This window comes from Williamsia maris, from assembly GCF_024171815.1.
Lineage (GTDB): Bacteria > Actinomycetota > Actinomycetes > Mycobacteriales > Mycobacteriaceae > Williamsia_A > Williamsia_A maris.
In genome coordinates this window covers 293,076-309,219 of sequence record NZ_JAMTCJ010000003.1, presented here as the reverse complement: position 1 = coordinate 309,219, position 16,144 = coordinate 293,076, and the positions used below count along the sequence as shown (strand labels likewise).

The 16,144-nt window shown below is 67.4% G+C and carries 18 protein-coding genes and 2 tRNA genes; 14 read left to right on the top strand and 6 right to left on the bottom strand.

Annotation, left to right across the window (positions count from 1 at the left end):
- The first annotated feature begins 67 nt into the window (after nt 1–67).
- Both LX13_RS14780 and LX13_RS14775 read left to right on the top strand, forming a co-directional pair.
- On the top strand, nt 68–802 hold the full coding sequence (locus LX13_RS14780) for a DUF899 family protein (protein WP_253662082.1): 735 nt from the start codon (nt 68–70) through the stop codon (nt 800–802).
- Nucleotides 802–1,281: an SRPBCC domain-containing protein gene (locus tag LX13_RS14775; protein ID WP_253662081.1), complete on the top strand. Its 480-nt coding sequence runs from the start codon at nt 802–804 to the stop codon at nt 1,279–1,281. Before LX13_RS14780 ends, LX13_RS14775 begins: the two co-directional genes overlap by 1 nt.
- A 10-nt stretch (nt 1,282–1,291) precedes the next feature.
- Here the strand turns inward: LX13_RS14775 and LX13_RS14770 are convergent, their stop codons facing one another.
- The 3 genes from LX13_RS14770 to LX13_RS14760 all read right to left on the bottom strand — a co-directional run bounded on the left by LX13_RS14770 (nt 1,292) and on the right by LX13_RS14760 (nt 2,607).
- Nucleotides 1,292–1,714: a Fur family transcriptional regulator gene (locus tag LX13_RS14770; protein ID WP_253662080.1), complete on the bottom strand. Its 423-nt coding sequence runs from the start codon at nt 1,712–1,714 to the stop codon at nt 1,292–1,294.
- Complete coding sequence (locus LX13_RS14765; protein ID WP_253662079.1) at nt 1,711–2,055, bottom strand: ArsR/SmtB family transcription factor; 345 nt, start codon at nt 2,053–2,055, stop codon at nt 1,711–1,713. Before LX13_RS14765 ends, LX13_RS14770 begins: the two co-directional genes overlap by 4 nt.
- A gap of 114 nt (nt 2,056–2,169) precedes the next feature.
- Nucleotides 2,170–2,607, bottom strand: a complete 438-nt coding sequence (locus tag LX13_RS14760) for a MarR family winged helix-turn-helix transcriptional regulator (RefSeq protein ID WP_253662078.1) — start codon at nt 2,605–2,607, stop codon at nt 2,170–2,172.
- 57 nt (nt 2,608–2,664) lie between these two features.
- On the opposite strand from LX13_RS14760, the gene LX13_RS14755 reads away from it, so the two are divergent.
- From LX13_RS14755 to LX13_RS14740, 4 genes are all read left to right on the top strand, one after another.
- A complete protein-coding gene (locus tag LX13_RS14755) occupies nt 2,665–2,961 on the top strand; it encodes a hypothetical protein (protein WP_253662077.1) in 297 nt (98 codons plus the stop codon).
- A 106-nt stretch (nt 2,962–3,067) separates the two neighbouring features.
- Complete coding sequence (locus LX13_RS14750) at nt 3,068–4,456, top strand: glycine--tRNA ligase (RefSeq protein ID WP_253662076.1); 1,389 nt, start codon at nt 3,068–3,070, stop codon at nt 4,454–4,456.
- 117 nt (nt 4,457–4,573) lie between these two features.
- Nucleotides 4,574–5,077: a cold-shock protein gene (locus LX13_RS14745; RefSeq protein ID WP_253662075.1), complete on the top strand. Its 504-nt coding sequence runs from the start codon at nt 4,574–4,576 to the stop codon at nt 5,075–5,077.
- Nucleotides 5,070–6,392 (top strand): deoxyguanosinetriphosphate triphosphohydrolase, encoded by a 1,323-nt coding sequence (locus tag LX13_RS14740; protein ID WP_253662074.1) that lies wholly within the window; start codon nt 5,070–5,072, stop codon nt 6,390–6,392. Before LX13_RS14745 ends, LX13_RS14740 begins: the two co-directional genes overlap by 8 nt.
- Here LX13_RS14740 and LX13_RS14735 read toward each other — a convergent pair.
- Nucleotides 6,366–6,971 (bottom strand): helix-turn-helix domain-containing protein, encoded by a 606-nt coding sequence (locus tag LX13_RS14735; protein WP_253662073.1) that lies wholly within the window; start codon nt 6,969–6,971, stop codon nt 6,366–6,368. The genes LX13_RS14740 and LX13_RS14735 overlap by 27 nt on opposite strands.
- 146 nt (nt 6,972–7,117) lie before the next feature.
- On the opposite strand from LX13_RS14735, the gene LX13_RS14730 reads away from it, so the two are divergent.
- Both LX13_RS14730 and dnaG read left to right on the top strand, forming a co-directional pair.
- Nucleotides 7,118–8,428, top strand: coding sequence for an MFS transporter (locus tag LX13_RS14730; RefSeq protein WP_253662072.1), 1,311 nt, complete (start codon nt 7,118–7,120; stop codon nt 8,426–8,428).
- A gap of 2 nt (nt 8,429–8,430) precedes the next feature.
- Nucleotides 8,431–10,353: a DNA primase gene (dnaG, locus tag LX13_RS14725; RefSeq protein WP_253662071.1), complete on the top strand. Its 1,923-nt coding sequence runs from the start codon at nt 8,431–8,433 to the stop codon at nt 10,351–10,353.
- A 16-nt stretch (nt 10,354–10,369) separates the two neighbouring features.
- Here dnaG and LX13_RS14720 read toward each other — a convergent pair whose 3' ends face one another.
- A complete protein-coding gene (locus LX13_RS14720; RefSeq protein WP_188490031.1) occupies nt 10,370–10,612 on the bottom strand; it encodes a hypothetical protein in 243 nt (80 codons plus the stop codon).
- A 211-nt stretch (nt 10,613–10,823) separates the two neighbouring features.
- Between LX13_RS14720 and LX13_RS14715 the strand changes: the two genes are divergently transcribed.
- Together LX13_RS14715 and LX13_RS14710 are read left to right on the top strand one after the other, a co-directional pair.
- Nucleotides 10,824–10,899 (top strand) — tRNA-Asn (locus LX13_RS14715).
- A 15-nt stretch (nt 10,900–10,914) separates the two neighbouring features.
- Nucleotides 10,915–10,988: transfer RNA gene (locus tag LX13_RS14710), tRNA-Ile, on the top strand.
- Nucleotides 10,989–11,036: 48 nt separating this feature from the next.
- Here LX13_RS14710 and LX13_RS14705 read toward each other — a convergent pair.
- Nucleotides 11,037–11,744 carry a GAF and ANTAR domain-containing protein gene (locus LX13_RS14705; RefSeq protein WP_253662070.1) on the bottom strand — a complete coding sequence of 236 codons (708 nt, stop codon included), beginning with the start codon at nt 11,742–11,744 and terminating at the stop codon, nt 11,037–11,039.
- Between the two features lie 583 nt (nt 11,745–12,327).
- Here LX13_RS14705 and LX13_RS14700 point away from each other — a divergent pair.
- Genes LX13_RS14700 through LX13_RS23510 form a run of 4 tightly spaced genes read left to right on the top strand, consistent with a single transcriptional unit; the run spans nt 12,328 to nt 16,144 of the window.
- On the top strand, nt 12,328–13,467 hold the full coding sequence (locus LX13_RS14700) for a glycosyltransferase (protein WP_253662069.1): 1,140 nt from the start codon (nt 12,328–12,330) through the stop codon (nt 13,465–13,467).
- Nucleotides 13,464–14,489: a GDP-mannose 4,6-dehydratase gene (gene gmd, locus LX13_RS14695; RefSeq protein WP_253662068.1), complete on the top strand. Its 1,026-nt coding sequence runs from the start codon at nt 13,464–13,466 to the stop codon at nt 14,487–14,489. Before LX13_RS14700 ends, gmd begins: the two co-directional genes overlap by 4 nt.
- The gene (locus LX13_RS14690) at nt 14,490–15,491 is read left to right on the top strand and encodes a GDP-mannose 4,6-dehydratase (RefSeq protein ID WP_253662067.1); all 1,002 of its coding nucleotides are present in this window, start codon (nt 14,490–14,492) and stop codon (nt 15,489–15,491) included.
- Nucleotides 15,488–16,144 (top strand): acyltransferase, encoded by a 657-nt coding sequence (locus tag LX13_RS23510; protein ID WP_253662066.1) that lies wholly within the window; start codon nt 15,488–15,490, stop codon nt 16,142–16,144. Before LX13_RS14690 ends, LX13_RS23510 begins: the two co-directional genes overlap by 4 nt.

Genomic DNA, 16,144 nt, shown 5'->3' with positions numbered 1-16,144 from the left:
GGTGTCCGAGTGAATGTATACGGTGTCCACACGACAATGTAGACGACGTGCACATCGGAGGCCGAACATGACACCGTCACCCCGAGCCCCGTCGACCCGGACGATCTCCACGGTGCCTCCGGTCGTCGACGTCGACACCTGGCGTGCAGAGCTCGACGAACTGCGACGACGAGAGAAGGCCGCGACGCGTGAGCTGGATGCCATTGCTGCGCAACGGCGCCGGCTGCCGATGGTCGCAGTCGGCGACCACGTGCTCGTCGGGGCGGACGGGCCCGTACGCCTGGTCGACATCTTCGACGGCGCGTCACAGCTGATCGTCTACAACCACATGTGGTCGCCCGGCGAACAGTGGCAGTGCGGCGGATGCACGTCGTTCACCGCGCAGTTCACCCGACTGGACTTCCTCGCGAACTACGACGCCCGGTTCGTGGTCGTCACCAACGCAGAGATCGGCGAGGCGCTGACGTATCGGGATCGGGTCGGAAATCAGATGTCGTGGTTCTCCGCTGCGGGAACGGGTTTCGGTGCCGAGATGGATGCTCCCGAGGGAGGTGGTTTCGCTCTGAACGTCCTGCTGCGCCGGGGTGATCAGGTCTATCGCACCTACTCGACCACCTCGCGGGGAATCGAGCAGGTGTCGCACACCTTCCCGCTCGTCGACGTCCTGCCGTTCGGGCGGCAGGAGCAATGGCAGGACGCGCCCGAGGGTCGACCTCAGGGTCCCGCGTACGCAGGATGGCTCGATTCTCCTGACATCGCCCGGCTCTACGGAACGGGCTCGACCGAGACTGCGGGCACCTGATGACGGCGCAGACGGTGAAGCGGTTCGTGGTGTCCCGTGTCATCGCAGCGCCCGCGTCGGATGTCTTCGCGATCCTCGCCGACCCGGCCCGTCATCAGGAGACCGAGCCGGGCGACTGGGTGCGCGACGCGGTGGCCCCGGAACCGATCACCGCGATCGGACAGGTGTTCGCGATCAACATGTACCTCGAGGCGTTGGGTGGGCGTTACGTCATGCACAACCTCGTCAGCGAGTTCGACCCCGACCGTCGGATCGCCTGGGTTCCCGGGCAGCTCACGGAGAGCGGCTCGCACGACCCGGGTGGCTGGTACTGGCGGTACGAACTGCGGCCCCAGGGGTCCGGGACAGAGGTGACGCTCACCTACGACTGGTCGGGAATCCCCGACCGGGAGCGGTCCGTGCGTATTCCACCGTTCCCGCCCGAGTTCCTCGACGAGTCACTGGCCGCGCTGGAGCTCGCCGTGCTCGGTGGAGCCTGACACCGACCGGTCAGACGTGACAGTCGGGGCAGCGACCGAAGATCTCGACCGTGTGACTGACGTCGGTGTAGCCGTGATCCGAGGCGACTGCGGCGGCCCAGTCCTCGACCGGATCGGCCTGCACCTCGACGGTGGTGCCGCAGTCGCGGCAGACCAGGTGATGGTGGTGTCCGGCCGAGCAGCGCCGGTACCGGGACTCACCCGAATCGGTGCGCAGGACGTCGATCTCCCCGGCGTCGGCCAACGCCTGCAGGTTGCGGTAGACGGTGGTCAGGCCGATCGACTCGCCCTCGGACTTGAGGGTGTCGTGCAACTCCTGAGCCGACCGGAACTCGTCGACGGTGTTGAGCAACGACGCGATGGCGTGCCGTTGTCGGGTGGCGCGGACCCCGGTCGCCGGGACCGCGTCGGTCGCGGTGGCGCGCCCGCTCATTCGGTCCGCTCGGTGGCGTGGGCGACCGCATCGGTGACGATGTGGGCGAGATGGTCATCGACGAGGTGGTAGAGGATCTCGCGTCCGTTGCGCTGGCCGGAGACGACGCCTGCGGCCTTGAGCACCCGCAGGTGCTGGCTGATCAGTGGTTGGGTGACGCCGAGAGCGCCGACCAACTCGTGCACGCAGCGTTCCTGTTCGAGGAGCTGCAGCACGATGGCGATCCGGACGGGCGCCGACAGGGCGCGCAGCAACTCGCTCGCACCGTCGAGCGCCGCGCGGTCGATCGCGACGGTCGGTTCGAGCTGGTCGCCGATCGGCTCATCGGAGATGTCGGTCATCGGTGTGTCCCGTCGTCGACGAACATCGGGCGGGGAGAACCCACCTCGTTAATTGCAATCATTTTCATATGCATGGTGGGCCATGTCAAGGCGGCGGGTGGTCCCGCAGGCCGATCACCACTCGTCTACGAAGCGTTCGAATCCCGCGACGAAGGCGTCCGCGAGTCCGTCGGGCCAGTCCGCCATCCGCCGGGTCAGCTCCTCGCCGAGTCGGTGCCGCATGAGGGCGGTGACCCGAGTTCCGTCATCGGTCAGCGACAACAGGGTCGAGCGGCGGTCGGCGGGATCGGATGCGCGCGTCACCAGTCCGCCGTCGACGAGTCGTGCGGCGTATCGACTGGCCACGCTGCGCTCGACCCCGGCGAGCGGCGCCAGCCCGGCCGCGCTGATCGGCCCGTATCGCGCGATGCCGCTGATCACGGTGTAAGTCGCCGGGGTCACGCCCACCTCTGACATCCCCTCGGTGATGCTGCGGTACAACCCGATCCGGGTCTGTCGGTTGAGGAGCGTGCCGAGCGCATCGGCCGCGCGATCGCCGAGTGAGGGTTCCATGATCGCCAATCTACGTGTAATTTGAACGTACAATCTACATCGATCCTAGGAGTGACCATGCGTGATGAACGACAGGAACACCCCATCGGCGCCCAGGATGTCCTCGCCGACGGCGTGGAGACCGCCGTGTTCGACGGACGCGAGGTGCGCAAGGGGACCGTCGCCGCCTTCGTCGCCAACGCTCGTGCGCTGGAGCGGTCGGTCGAGGGCACACCGGAGAGTCGTCGACTGGAGGCGCAACTGCTCCGGGCGGTGCCCGACCTGCGATCGATCGGCGTGCTCGATGTGTTCACGCCTCGGACGCCGCGGCTCGCCGCGGTGATGGGGGGCGCGGAGCGGGCGCGCGGTCGGTGACCTCGCGGCGGCTAGGCTGTATCGGAACTCCACGACCGATGCGTTCGCGCACGGCCGCCGAGTTCACAGCCCTGATCCCGAGATCCCTGTGGAGTGTGCGTTCATCGTGGCCGGACCATCGAGTCGAGTCGACGCCGTCGTCAACCTGTGCAAGCGGCGGGGGTTGGTGTACCAGTGCGGTGAGATCTACGGCGGCACCAGGTCCGCCTGGGACTACGGTCCGCTCGGTGTCGAGCTCAAGGACAACATCAAGAAGCAGTGGTGGCGGTCGATGGTCACCTCACGCGACGACGTCGTCGGCCTCGACTCGTCGGTGATCCTGCCGCGCCAGGTGTGGGAGGCCTCCGGACACGTCGAGGTCTTCAGCGACCCGCTCGTGGAGTCGCTGCACACCCACAAGCGGTACCGGGCCGACCACCTCATCGAGGCCTACGAGATCAAGCACGGCCATCCACCGGCCAACGGGCTCGCCGACATCAAGGACCCCGACACCGGTCAGCCGGGCAGCTGGACCGAGCCCAAGGCGTTCAGCGGTCTGATGAAGACCTACCTCGGTCCGGTCGACGACAAAGAGGGCCTGCACTACCTGCGTCCGGAGACCGCCCAGGGCATCTTCATCAACTTCAAGAACGTGATGACCACGGCGCGCAAGAAGCCGCCGTTCGGTATCGCCCAGATCGGCAAGAGCTTCCGCAACGAGATCACCCCCGGCAACTTCATCTTCCGGACCCGCGAGTTCGAGCAGATGGAGATGGAGTTCTTCGTCAAGCCCGGTGAGGACGAGACCTGGCATCAGCACTGGATCGACGCCCGGTTCGACTGGTACGTCGGTCTCGGCATCGACCCGGAGAACCTGCGGCTGTACGAACACGCGCAGGAGAAGCTCTCGCACTACTCGAAGCGCACCGTCGACGTGGAGTACAAGTTCGGGTTCGGGGGGAACCCGTGGGGCGAGCTCGAGGGTGTCGCGAACCGGACCGACTACGACCTGCGCACGCACTCCGAGCACTCCGGCGAGGACCTCTCGTTCTTCGACCAGACGAGCGGTGAGCGCTTCACCCCGTACGTGATCGAGCCCGCGGCCGGTCTGACCCGCTCGCTGATGGCGTTCCTGTGCGACGCACTCGTCGACGAGGAGGTGCCGAACGCCAAGGGCGGCACCGACACCCGCACGGTGCTCAAGCTCGACCGCCGTCTGGCGCCGGTGAAGGTCGCGGTGCTGCCGCTCTCGCGCAACGAGCAGCTCTCGCCCAAGGCCAAGGCGCTCGCCGCCGAACTCCGCCAACACTGGAACGTCGAGTTCGACGACGCCCAGGGCATCGGCAAGCGCTACCGCCGCCAGGACGAGATCGGCACCCCGTTCTGCGTGACCGTCGATTTCGACACCCTCGACGACGACGCGGTGACCATCCGCGAGCGCGACACCATGAGCCAGCAGCGGATCGCCATCGACAAGGTGGCCGGCTACCTCGCCGGTGAACTGCTCGGCTGCTGAACCGCAGTCGTCTCCAGGATCGATCTTCGGGTCGATCTCTGCCATAGTCGACGGCAGGTGCCGTCGTGCCGGACATGGGGTCCGGAGTGGATGGCGGCACGAGGAGAGTGAGTTGTCGTGGCCGAAGCAGTGACAGGCAAAGTCGTTCATTACGACCCGAATCGCGGGTTCGGGTTCCTCGCGCCGGAGTCGGGAGGTGCTGATGTCTTCCTGCACATCAACGACATCGACATCGACGAGTCGGAGCTGAAGCCGGGCGCCCAGGTCGAGTTCGAGGTCGAGGAGACCGAGCGCGGATCGAAGGCGACCAACGTCTCGGTCATCGGATCGGCTCCGGCCGCGCCGCCGCGCGGAGGCCGTCGCGACGACTCCGACCACGGTGCACGCTCCGACCACGGATCTCGCGACCACGGTTCGCGCGACCAGGGGCGTGACCGCGCCGCCGCACCGCGTCGCGCGTCACGCGGCTCGGACTCCGCGGTGCTCGACTCGGCCGTGTTCACCGAGGAGCTGACCGAGCTGCTGCTCGACTCCTCGGGGTCGCTGACCGCGGAGCAGATCATCGCGATCCGCAGCCGCATCACCGATTTCGCCATCGCGCGGGGCTGGGTGGTTGACTGACCGCGACGGCAGCCGCGCCTCGCAGCCGGTGACACCCGCGCAGACGCCGATCGCCGTCTACGACGAGCACGCGACGCAACGAACGGTCAGCGAGCGACCCAAGTCGTCGATCCTTCCGGGAACCCACTCCGAACAACGCAGTGAGTTCGCTCGTGATCGGGCGCGCGTGCTGCACTCGGCGGCGTTGCGTCGCCTCGCCGACAAGACGCAGGTCGTGGGTCCCCGCGAGGGCGACACCCCGCGTACCCGTCTGACCCATTCGTTGGAGGTCGGACAGATCGGCCGCGGCATCGCGATCGGGCTCGGGTGCGATCCCGACCTGGTCGAACTGGCCGGCTTGGCGCACGACATCGGCCATCCGCCGTACGGCCACAACGGTGAACGGGCGCTCGACGAGGTCGCCGAGGGCTTCGGCGGATTCGAGGGCAACGCCCAGAACCTGCGCATCCTGACGCGTCTCGAGCCCAAGCTCCTCGACCCCGACGGTGCCAGCGTGGGCCTCAACCTCACCCGCGCCTCGCTCGACGCGACCCTGAAGTACCCGTGGGTGCGCGACGAGCCGGGCACCAAGTTCGGCGCGTACATCGACGACCTGCCCGCACTCGAGTGGATCCGCGACGGGGTGAGCGGTCCCCGGCAGTGCCTCGAGGCGCAGGTCATGGACTGGTCGGACGATGTCGCGTACTCCGTGCACGACGTCGAGGACGGCATCATGGGCGGGCGCATCGATCTGCGCAGTCTCGGTGACCCCGACGACCAACGGGTTCTCGCGGAGATCGGCGTGCGTGAGTTCGCCGGGCTCGACTCCAACGAGCTGATCGAGGCCGCCGAGCGGCTGGCCGGGCTCGAGATCGTCCGCGCGGCCGACGGTTACGACGGGACCCTCGTGCAGTCGGTCGCGCTCAAGGCACTCACCAGCGAACTCGTCGGACGATTCGCATCCGCGGCCATCGCGGGCACGCGGGACTCGGCGGGGGAGTCCCCGCTGTGTCGCTACGAGGCCGACCTCTCGGTCCCCGCGTTGGTCGCCGCGGAGGTGGCGGTCCTCAAGACGGTGGCGCTGCGTTTCATCTTCTCCGACGCACGGCACAAGTCCCATCAGGAGCGTCAGCGGGACCGCATCCACCGCGTCGCCGGGTGGTTGCTGCGCGCGGCCCCGGGTGGGCTGGATCCGTTGTTCGTGCCCGCGTGGGAGAACGCGGTCGACGACGCCGCGCGGATGCGTGTGGTGGTCGACCAGATCGCCTCGATGACCGAGGGCAGGCTCGAGCGCACCGACCGACAGAACTCAGGGGCGCAGGCCCACCTCGGCTGAACCGGCCCACGCGCTCTCGCCCAACGGATCTCGGGTACCGACCAGCAGGATCTCGGTACTCGTGTCGCCGTCGTTGCGCACCCGGTGCGTGGTGCGGGCCTGGAAATGCGCGGCGTCGCCGGGTCCGAGCGTCGTCGACTGCTCGTCACCCTCGGCGCCGATGATCAACTCGACGGTGCCTGACAGCACGTACATCCACTCCTCGCCGTCGTGATGTGCGGTGGGGAAGGAACACCGGGGGCTGATCGTGAGGTGCATCGAGTGCAGATCCGGGAGGTCGCCACTGAGTACCGCCACGTCGCCGCTGGCCGTGTGGTGCACCGCGCGCCGGTCGCGCGAGATGACGTGCACCGCGGCGGGTGTGGTGTCGGCGACCAACTCGCTCAACGTGATCCCGAAGGTCCGGGAGAGCTCGATGAGCGTCCCGACCGATGCCTGACGGCTCCCGGACTCGATCCGTGACAGTTGGGTGGCCGACAGCCCGGTCTCGTCGGCCAGGGCGCGCAGGGTCGCCCCCCGCGCCTGACGCAGGGCGCGGACCCGGCGTCCGATCCACCGCTCGTCGATCCGTTCGGTCATGCCCGCGAGGTTAACCCTTCCGGAGACCGTTTGTGACCACATGGGTCGATGTGTTGCCTCCTGGGTTTGACGTTCGTTCGTCATCCGGCGCACACTGCGCGACGAGGCGAACCACGACACCGGCGAACAACGGCAGGAGCCCACGCATGTCCCGATCGACCCCGGCCTCGACGAAGGCCACCGCGTCGACCGACGCATCGATGGCGCCGTGGCGAGCGGGTGTTCTCGCCGTCACGGCCGTGATCGCCCTCGGCGTCAGCCTGCGCCTGCTGTTCGGCAGCGCGTCGTCGGTCATCTCCGAGATCCGCGACAGCTACGGGCTGGGATCGGTCGAGGTCGCGTTGCTCACCACCGGCCCGGTGGTGTGTCTGGGACTCGGGGCGAGCGTCGCCCCGCGCCTGGCCCGACGCTTCTCGGCGCTGCCGGTCGCGGCCGGTTGCATGGCGGTGCTGGCGCTCGGTTCGGCGCTGCGCGCCATACCCGGCTGGCCGATCCTGTTGGTGGGCACCGTCATCGGCGGGTTGGGCATCGCGGTGGCCAACGTGCTGGGCCCGGTCCTGATCCGTCTGCTCTTCCCCCATCGGATCGGCGCGATGACCGGACTGCTGACCGCGCTCATCTGTGTGAGCGCCGGCATCGCCTCCGGGATCACCCCGCCGGTCACCCGGGCGGTCGGCGACAGCTGGCGGATCGCACTCGGCCTGTGGGCCATCCCGGCAGCCATCGCCTTCGTCGCGGTGGCCCTGCTCGCCGGCTCGCACGGACGCGGGCTGCGTCGCGCCCGGGAGATGACGCCCGCGGTGCCGCTGCCGTCGGTACCCGCCGCGATCCGGCCGGGTGCGGCGCGGATGCGGTGGGCGATCACGGGTTTCATGGGCATCCAGTCGCTGCTGGCCTACGCCACCGTGGCCTGGCTGCCGACCATCTATCGTGACCGCGGACTGTCGGCGGACGAGGCCGGACTGATCTTCGCCGCGCTCAGCGTGGCCAGCATCGTCACCGCCCTCGGTGTGCCGGTGCTCGCGACCCGCCTGCGGTCGCAACGTCTGTTGGCCCTGGCTGTCGTGGCGACGGCGACACTGGGGTTGCTCGGCGTCCTGGGCACCGGGACGTGGGGTGCGTGGCCGTCGGCGATCGTCGTCGGGTTCGGCCAGGGGGGCGCGCTGTCGCTGGCCCTGGTCCTGATGAACCTGCGGTCGGCGACCGCGGCGGAGGCCACCGCGCTCTCCGCGGCGGCACAGACGGTGGGCTACCTCCTCGCGGCCACCGGCCCGCTGGCGATGGGCGTGCTGCACTCGGCGACCGACGGCTGGTCGGTCCCGTTGATCGCTCTCACCGCGACGATGGTGCCCCTGGCGATATGCGGCGTCGTCGCCGGTCACCCCGGCACACTCGGTGCCCCGACCGCCGACCGCCACGGCGACTCCCCGCCGGCCCGCCCACCGATACACTCGTAGCCGTGCCTGGCCGAATCCCTGATCGCGACATCACGGCCATTCGCGAGCGCACCCACATCGAGGAGATCGTCGGCGACTACGTGGCGCTGCGCCGCGCCGGCGCCGACAGCCTCAAGGGCCTGTGCCCGTTCCACGACGAGAAGTCGCCGTCGTTCCACGTCCGACCCAACCACGGACATTTCCACTGCTTCGGGTGCGGCGAGGGCGGCGACGTCTACACCTTCCTGCAGAAGCTGGAGCACATCCCGTTCGTCGAGGCCGTGGAGCAGCTCGCCGACCGCATCGGCTACCAGATCAACTACGAGGGCGGCGGGGCGAGCGTCGCCCGCGACCGCGGCACCCGAGCCCGTCTGGTCGCGGCCAACGCCGCCGCGCAGAAGTTCTACGCCGAGCAACTGCTGACCCCCGACGCCCAGAAGGCGCGCGACTACCTCAAGGAACGCGACTTCGACCAGGCCGCCGCGACGCAGTTCGGCTGCGGGTTCGCACCGATGGCGTGGGACGCCATGACGAAGACCTTGATGGCCCAGGGTTTCGAGTTCGCCGAACTCGAGGCGGCCGGGCTCTCACAGCAGGGTCAGCGCGGCCCCCGGGACCGCTTCCGTCGTCGGTTGCTCTGGCCGATCCGCAACCTGGCCAACGACATCATCGGTTTCGGCGCGCGCAAGATCTTCGACGACGACACCATGGGCAAGTACATGAACACCCCGGACACCATGCTCTACAAGAAGTCCCAGGTGCTGTTCGGACTCGACCACGCGAAGAAGAACATCGCCAAGGGGCATCAGGTCGTCATCGTCGAGGGCTACACCGACGTGATGGCCATGCACCTCGCCGGTGTCACCACCGCCGTCGCCTCCTGCGGAACCGCGTTCGGCGAGGACCACCTGGCCCTGCTGCGCAGGCTGCTGATGGACGACTCGTACTTCCGCGGCGAGGTGATCTACACCTTCGACGGCGACGACGCGGGGAAAGCGGCCGCGCTCAAGGCGTTCGAGGGTGAGCAGAGCATCGCCGGGCAGACCTTCGTCGCGATCGCGCCCGAGGGCATGGACCCGTGTGAACTGCGTCAGTCCGGCGGTGACAACGCGGTCCGCGACCTCATCGCCCGCCGGATCCCGATGTTCCAGTTCGCCATTCGCGCGGTGTTGGCGGGCCACGATCTGGAGACCGCCGAGGGCCGCGTGCACGCGCTGCGCGACACCGTCCCGGTGGTCGCCCGCATCAAGGACTTCGCACTGCGCGACGAGTACGCGCGGCAGCTCGCCGGCTGGGTCGGGTGGGAGGACGAACGACAGGTCCTCTCCCGCGTTCGGGAGCAGTCGGCGTCGGGGACGATGACCACCGGTGCGGGCGCACGCGCGCAGGCGCGGACGCGCAAGAACGCCGCCGCGGGCAGTCCGACCGCGGGTGTGGCGGGCGCCGCTCGTCCGTCACCGACCGATCCGAGACTGTGGCCGCAACGCGAAGCCCTCAAGGCGGCACTGCAGTACCCGGCCATCGCGGGCACGGTGTTCGACTCGCTGCCGGTCGAGTGTTTCCCGGAACCGGCCTACGCGCTGATCCGGACGGCCATGCAGACCGCCGGTGGTACGAGTGCGGGGCTCGGTGGCGCGCAGTGGCTCGACGTGGTCGGACGCGAGTTGGACAACCCGGTGCTCACCTCCATGCTCACCGAACTGGCTGTCGAGCCGATGCCCGTGGCCGAAGGGGCGATACCGCGCTACATCGGCAGCGTTCTCGCGCGACTGCAGGAGGGCTGGGTCGGCGAGCAGATCGCCGACATCAAATCGCGCCTGCGACGGATGTCGCCGGGGGACGACCCGGAGGCCTACAACGCGGTGTTCGGAGACCTCGTGGCCCTGGAGGCCTACCGGCGCAGTCTGCTCGAGCAGGCCGTTGATCCCAACGGGCTCGCCGGCTGACGCCGTCTGCGGGGGCTCAGTCCCGCGGATCGCGTGGCGCGTAGACCGACGTCGTGTCGTCGACCTGGTGGACGCGCGTCAACGGGGCCTGCGGGGAGAGCTTCTCCGACAGCTTCTGCCGACCGAGGTCGACGGCCTTCTTGGTCGCCGGCGACTCGGTCACCGCGTGATAGGCGCCGCTGATCTGGTCGTACCGGCGGCGGCCGGCCTTGGCTCCGAGCACGTACCCGACGCCGAGAAACGCGAGAAGTCGAACCATCGCTGTGCACCCTCCCGCCTGTGACTCCGGACATCACAGGGTCATGATCATCGTCTGCCATCCTGCCCGATCGTGCTCGTCGAGCCCGCATCGGGCGGGGGCCCGACGGCGACGGGCACACCGATTTGGCGTGTCCGGGACCCCATGGGATAAAGTCATGACGCGGTCCGACGCACGGCGGTGAAAATCCTCCGGCAACGGTCGTCAGCATTCCCCCATAGCTCAATTGGCAGAGCTTCCGACTGTTAATCGGACGGTTACTGGTTCGAGTCCAGTTGGGGGAGCCAGAACACCTTCGACCCGGGGCGGTAGCTCAGTTGGTCAGAGCCGGGGACTCATAATCCCTTGGTCGCGGGTTCGAGCCCCGCCCGCCCCACTGCCCCCACCGCTCTTCGCGACCTCCGCCGCCGTCGCCGTCGCCGAATCAGTTGGCGCGTGGCGGGTGGTCGAGCGTCACCAACCGGGCCGCGAGATCCACGATCTTGTCGTTGGTGTCCTGCGACACCTGCCGCAACATCGCGAACGCCTGGTCGGCATCGAGGTCGTAGCGCTCCATCAGGATGCCCTTCGCCTGGCCGATGGTGTCGCGGGACGCCAGCGCCTCACTGAACTGGTGCTGTCGTGTGTCACTCTGCATCGCCAACGCCGCCTGCGCGGCGAACGTCCGACCGATCTCCACCCCATCGGGGTCGAAGGCGTCCGGCTCGACCGAGTGCAGCGTCAACGCGCCCATCACGTCGGACTCACGGAACAGCGGGAACGACACGCTCGCCCGGACCGGGGTCTGCATCCGTGCGTCACTGATGTACTCCGGCCACCGATCGTCGGTGTCGTAGTCGTCGACCCGGACGACCCGTTGCCGCCATGCCGACTCGAGGCACGGGCCGGCATCGTGCTTGGCCTGCAGTTCGTCGAGACGGCCCGCGATCTCGTCGGACGGTGCGATCGACGACAACACCCCGTTCTCCACGACGGTGATGCACGCGTACGTGGCCTTCGGTACCGCCGTCGTCGCCCCGACGGTCATCGCCGAGAGAAAACTGTCGATGGCGGCGTCCGAGACGTCGACGCCCTGTAGCTGCCGCACCTGCGATGCGAATGCCCGGTACACCGCTCTGTTCTGGTTCGCCATGTCTGCGATCCTCCATCCGTGCCTGTTGAACTTCGCCAGCGTCTCACGCTCATCCGCTCAAATCGACGGTCGGCAAGGCTTTGACCAGGTAATTGATACCTTTGCTCGCAGCCGTTACCGATTCGTGATCAAACGCCGGGTATTGATCCGGCCCACCCGGGGCGTGGAGATACGGCCATCCGCCTTGTGTTGTGATGCACGTCATATCCGGCGTAAGAATGTACGGTTCTCGACTTTTGCCTGTTCGGGCCGAGTGGGCCCACCTCGACGAAATAAGTCATGCAAAATACTTGTGCAACTAAACAGGCCGGGCGGGGGTGATCGATGTAGGCTCACGCCTAGTCAACTATCGAAAACCCGCGTATAAGTGGTGCGCGTCACACCGGTAACGGGAACCTCGCGGGCGGCGATATCGAACTGAACTGACGGCACCTCAACGAAAGAGCTCTGTGGTCGTGGATCCAAATGCGGTGCAGGAGTGGTCCACCGTCGAACGGGGAGTTTCCAGGTGAGTGTCAGTTTTCGGCCGCACGGTGTTCGTGCATCGGCTGATACCAAGCGCGGCAACAAATCTCGAGGCAGCGTGCACGCCGAGCCGAGTCGCCTGCGGGTGGCCATCGCCCACGACTACCTCACGCAACGGGGAGGCGCCGAGAAGGTCGTCCTCTCCATGGCGAAAGCTTTTCCCGAAGCCGTCATCCACACGACGCTGTACGACCCCGAGAACACGTATCCGCAATTCAAGGACATGGACGTCCGGGTCTCGGCGATGAACAGAATCGGATTTCTCCGACGAAATCATCGCGCGGCACTTCCGTTGCTCCCATTCGCGTCGTCGTCGATGTCGATCGATGCCGATGTGGTCCTGGTGAGTTCGAGTGGCTGGGCGCATGCGTTCCGTACGACGGGACGAAAGGCCGTGTACTGCCATTCGCCCGCGCGCTGGCTGTACCAGGAGCAGGACTACCTCGGTGAGTCCGCCGGATGGAAGAAACGCGCCGCCCTCGCGGTCCTCGCGCCGCTGCTCAAGATCTGGGATCGACGTGCGGCACGGTCGTGCGAGATCTACTTCGCCAACTCCCGCGTGGTCCGTGATCGCATCAAGACCGCCTACGACCGACCCGCCCGAGTGCTCCCGGCCCCGGCGACGATCGACATCGATCCGAACCCCGAGGTCGTGCCCGAGGTCGCGCACTGGGCCGAGCAGGGTTTCTATCTCTGCATCTCGCGACTGTTGGCCTACAAGAACGTCGACGCGGTCATCGATTCCTTCCGCGGCACGGACCGACGGCTCGTGGTCTGCGGGCGTGGGCCGGAGGCGGAACGACTGCGAGCCACCAAGCCCGACAACGTGATCATGGTGTCGGACCTGACCGACAGTCAGATCGCATGGCTGTACGAGCACAGTTCGGCCGTCGTCGCGGCCAGTCACGAGGACTACGGTCTGACCCCGATCGAGGGTGCGGCCCACGGCAAGCCGTCGGTTCTGCTGCGGTGGGGCGGGTTCCTCGACACCGCGATCGAAGGACTCACCGCCGTATACTTCGACGAGCCCGAGCCATCGCTGATACGCGAGGCGATCGACCGTTTCGAGCGGTCGACATGGGACACCGAGAAGATCATCGACCACGCGGCCCGGTTCAGTGACGAACAGTTCGCCGCACAGCTCTACGACATCGTCGACACCCTCGCCTCCACCGAAACCCGAAAGGATCTCGTGTGACCGCGAAGCGCGCACTGATCACCGGAATCACCGGCCAGGACGGCCTGTATCTGGCCGAACTCCTCCTGTCGAAAGGCTACGAGGTGTGGGGCCTCGTCCGTGGCCAGAACAACCCCAAGCTCGACCTGCTCCGTGAGACGCTGCCCGAGGTGAAGGTCGTCACCGGCGACCTGCTCGACCTGTCGAGCCTGATGAAGTCGATGACCCTCGCCCGGCCCGACGAGGTCTACAACCTCGGCGCCATCTCGTTCGTCGCCTATTCATGGGAGAACGCCCGTCTGACCACCGACGTCACCGGTGGCGGCGTGCTGAACATGCTCGAGGCGGTCCGCCTCTACCAGGACATCGCCGATCACGAGGTGCGCTTCTACCAGGCGTCGAGTTCGGAGATGTTCGGTCGGGTGCAGGAGGTCCCGCAGAGCGAGACCACCCTGCTCTGGCCCCGGTCGCCCTACGGTGTCGCCAAGGTCTACGGCCACTACATGACGATCAACTACCGCGAGTCCTACGGCATGCACGCAAGCTCCGGCATCCTGTTCAACCACGAGTCCCCGCGCCGCGGTGTGGAGTTCGTGACCCGCAAGATCTCGATGGCCGTGGCCCGCATCGCCACCGGCAAGCAGACCTCGGTGTCGCTGGGCAACCTCGACGCGAAGCGGGACTGGGGTTTCGCCGGCGATTACGTCGAGGCGATGTACCTCATGCTGCAGCAGGACGCCGCCGACGACTACGTCATCTCCACCGGGGAGACGCACTCGATCCGGGAGTTCCTCGACATCGCGTTCGAGACCGTCGGCATCAGTGACTGGTCCGGCCACGTACACGTCGATCCGCGGTTCTTCCGGCCGGCCGAGGTCGATCTGCTGATCGGCACCTCGACCAAGGCGCAGGAGAAGTTGGGGTGGACACCCACGGTGTCGTTCCCGGAACTGGTCAAGATGATGGTCGAGAGTGACCTCGCCGCCGAGGGCGGAACCGGCACGGGCAGGATCCCGACGCCGGAAATCCGCGCCGGGGCCTGAGTGTCCACCACGCAACCGACGGCGCTGATCACCGGCGTGCACGGGCAGGACGGCTCCTACCTGGCCGAACGCCTGGTGGGCGAGGGGTGGAACGTGCACGGGGTGTTCCGTCCCGGCTCGAGTTCGCCTGCCCGCGCGCGTGATCACGACGACGTGACCCTGCACGCGGTGGACCTCGTCGACGAGCAGGCCACCACCCGACTCTTCGACGAGGTGCGGCCGAATCACGTGTTCCACTTCGCCGGGATGTCGTCGGTCGGTCGCTCGTGGCACGACCCGATGACGACCGTGCGCGTCAATGCGGTGGCCACCACCTCCCTGCTCAACCTCGCCCACCTCGAACAGGAGCGATCGGGCGATCCCGTGGTGTTCGTCAACGCGTCGAGTTCGGAGATCTTCGGCGCGGCGCGTGACGGTGCCCGTAGCGAGAACGACCCCGTCGCACCGACATCGCCGTACGGTGCCACCAAGGCCTACGCCCACCAACTCGGAGCCGTCTACCGGTCGCACGGACTCGCGGTGTCGAACGCGATCCTGTTCAACCACGAATCCCCGCGCCGCGGAGTCCAGTTCGTCACCGGCAAGATCGCGCAGGGGGCGGCGCTGATCGCGCGGGGTGAGATGGACCATCTCTCGCTCGGTGACATGAGCGCGCGACGGGACTGGGGATGGGCGCCGGACTACGTCGACGCGATGTTCCGGATGGCGCTCACCGGCACCGGGGACGACTACGTGATCGCCACGGGTCGTTCCCATTCGGTTCGCGATTTCGTGGCCGCAGCCTTCGCCGCGGCGGGCATCGAGGACTGGGAACGACACGTCGTCACCGACGAGGCACACATGCGTCCGGTCGACCCCGCCGATTGTGTCGGTGACGCCCGGCGGGCACGCGAAACCCTCGGGTGGACACCGACCGTCGAATTCCCGGAGATCGTCAGAGCCATGGTCGAATCACATATGAGCAGTCGGATCGACGACGCGATGAACAAGGAGAGAGTGTGACCGTCAACAACGACCAACGCGCCCAGAACTCACCGGTGCCGGAGGAACCCGCCAAGACCCTCACCCTTCCCGACCCGCCCGGATGGAAGACGCGGTGGAGTTTCGAAGAGCTGTCGGTGTCCTACAAGATCCGTAACCGGGTGGGCGGCCTGCTGTTCAACTCGTTCGTCACCCACATCCCGATCCACTGGGTGCGTCGCAACTACCTCAAGTTCTTCGGTGCGACCATCGGCGAGGGCACCACGTTCCTGCGGGGCCTCCAGGTCATGGACATCGATCTACTCAACATCGGCTCGAACTGCTCGATCGGTTTCCGCGTGCTGTTCGATGCGCGCAGCGGTATCGCGATCGGCGACAACGTGGTCATCGCCAGCGACACCCAGTTCATCGCCGGCGGACACGATCCCAACCACAAGGACTTCCCGCCGGTGTTCGCGCCGCTGCAGGTCGGTGACTACGCGTGGGTCGCCACCCGGGCGACCGTGCTCGGTGGTGCACACATCGGACGCGGCGCCGTCGTCGGCGCGTGCGCCTGCGTCACTCGCCCGGTCAACGACCTCGAGATGGTCGCCGGCGTCCCGGCCAAGGTGAAGTCCATGCGCAACCCCGATGCGTTGCAATACATCCCGTATTACCGGCCCCTGTTCTTCTAG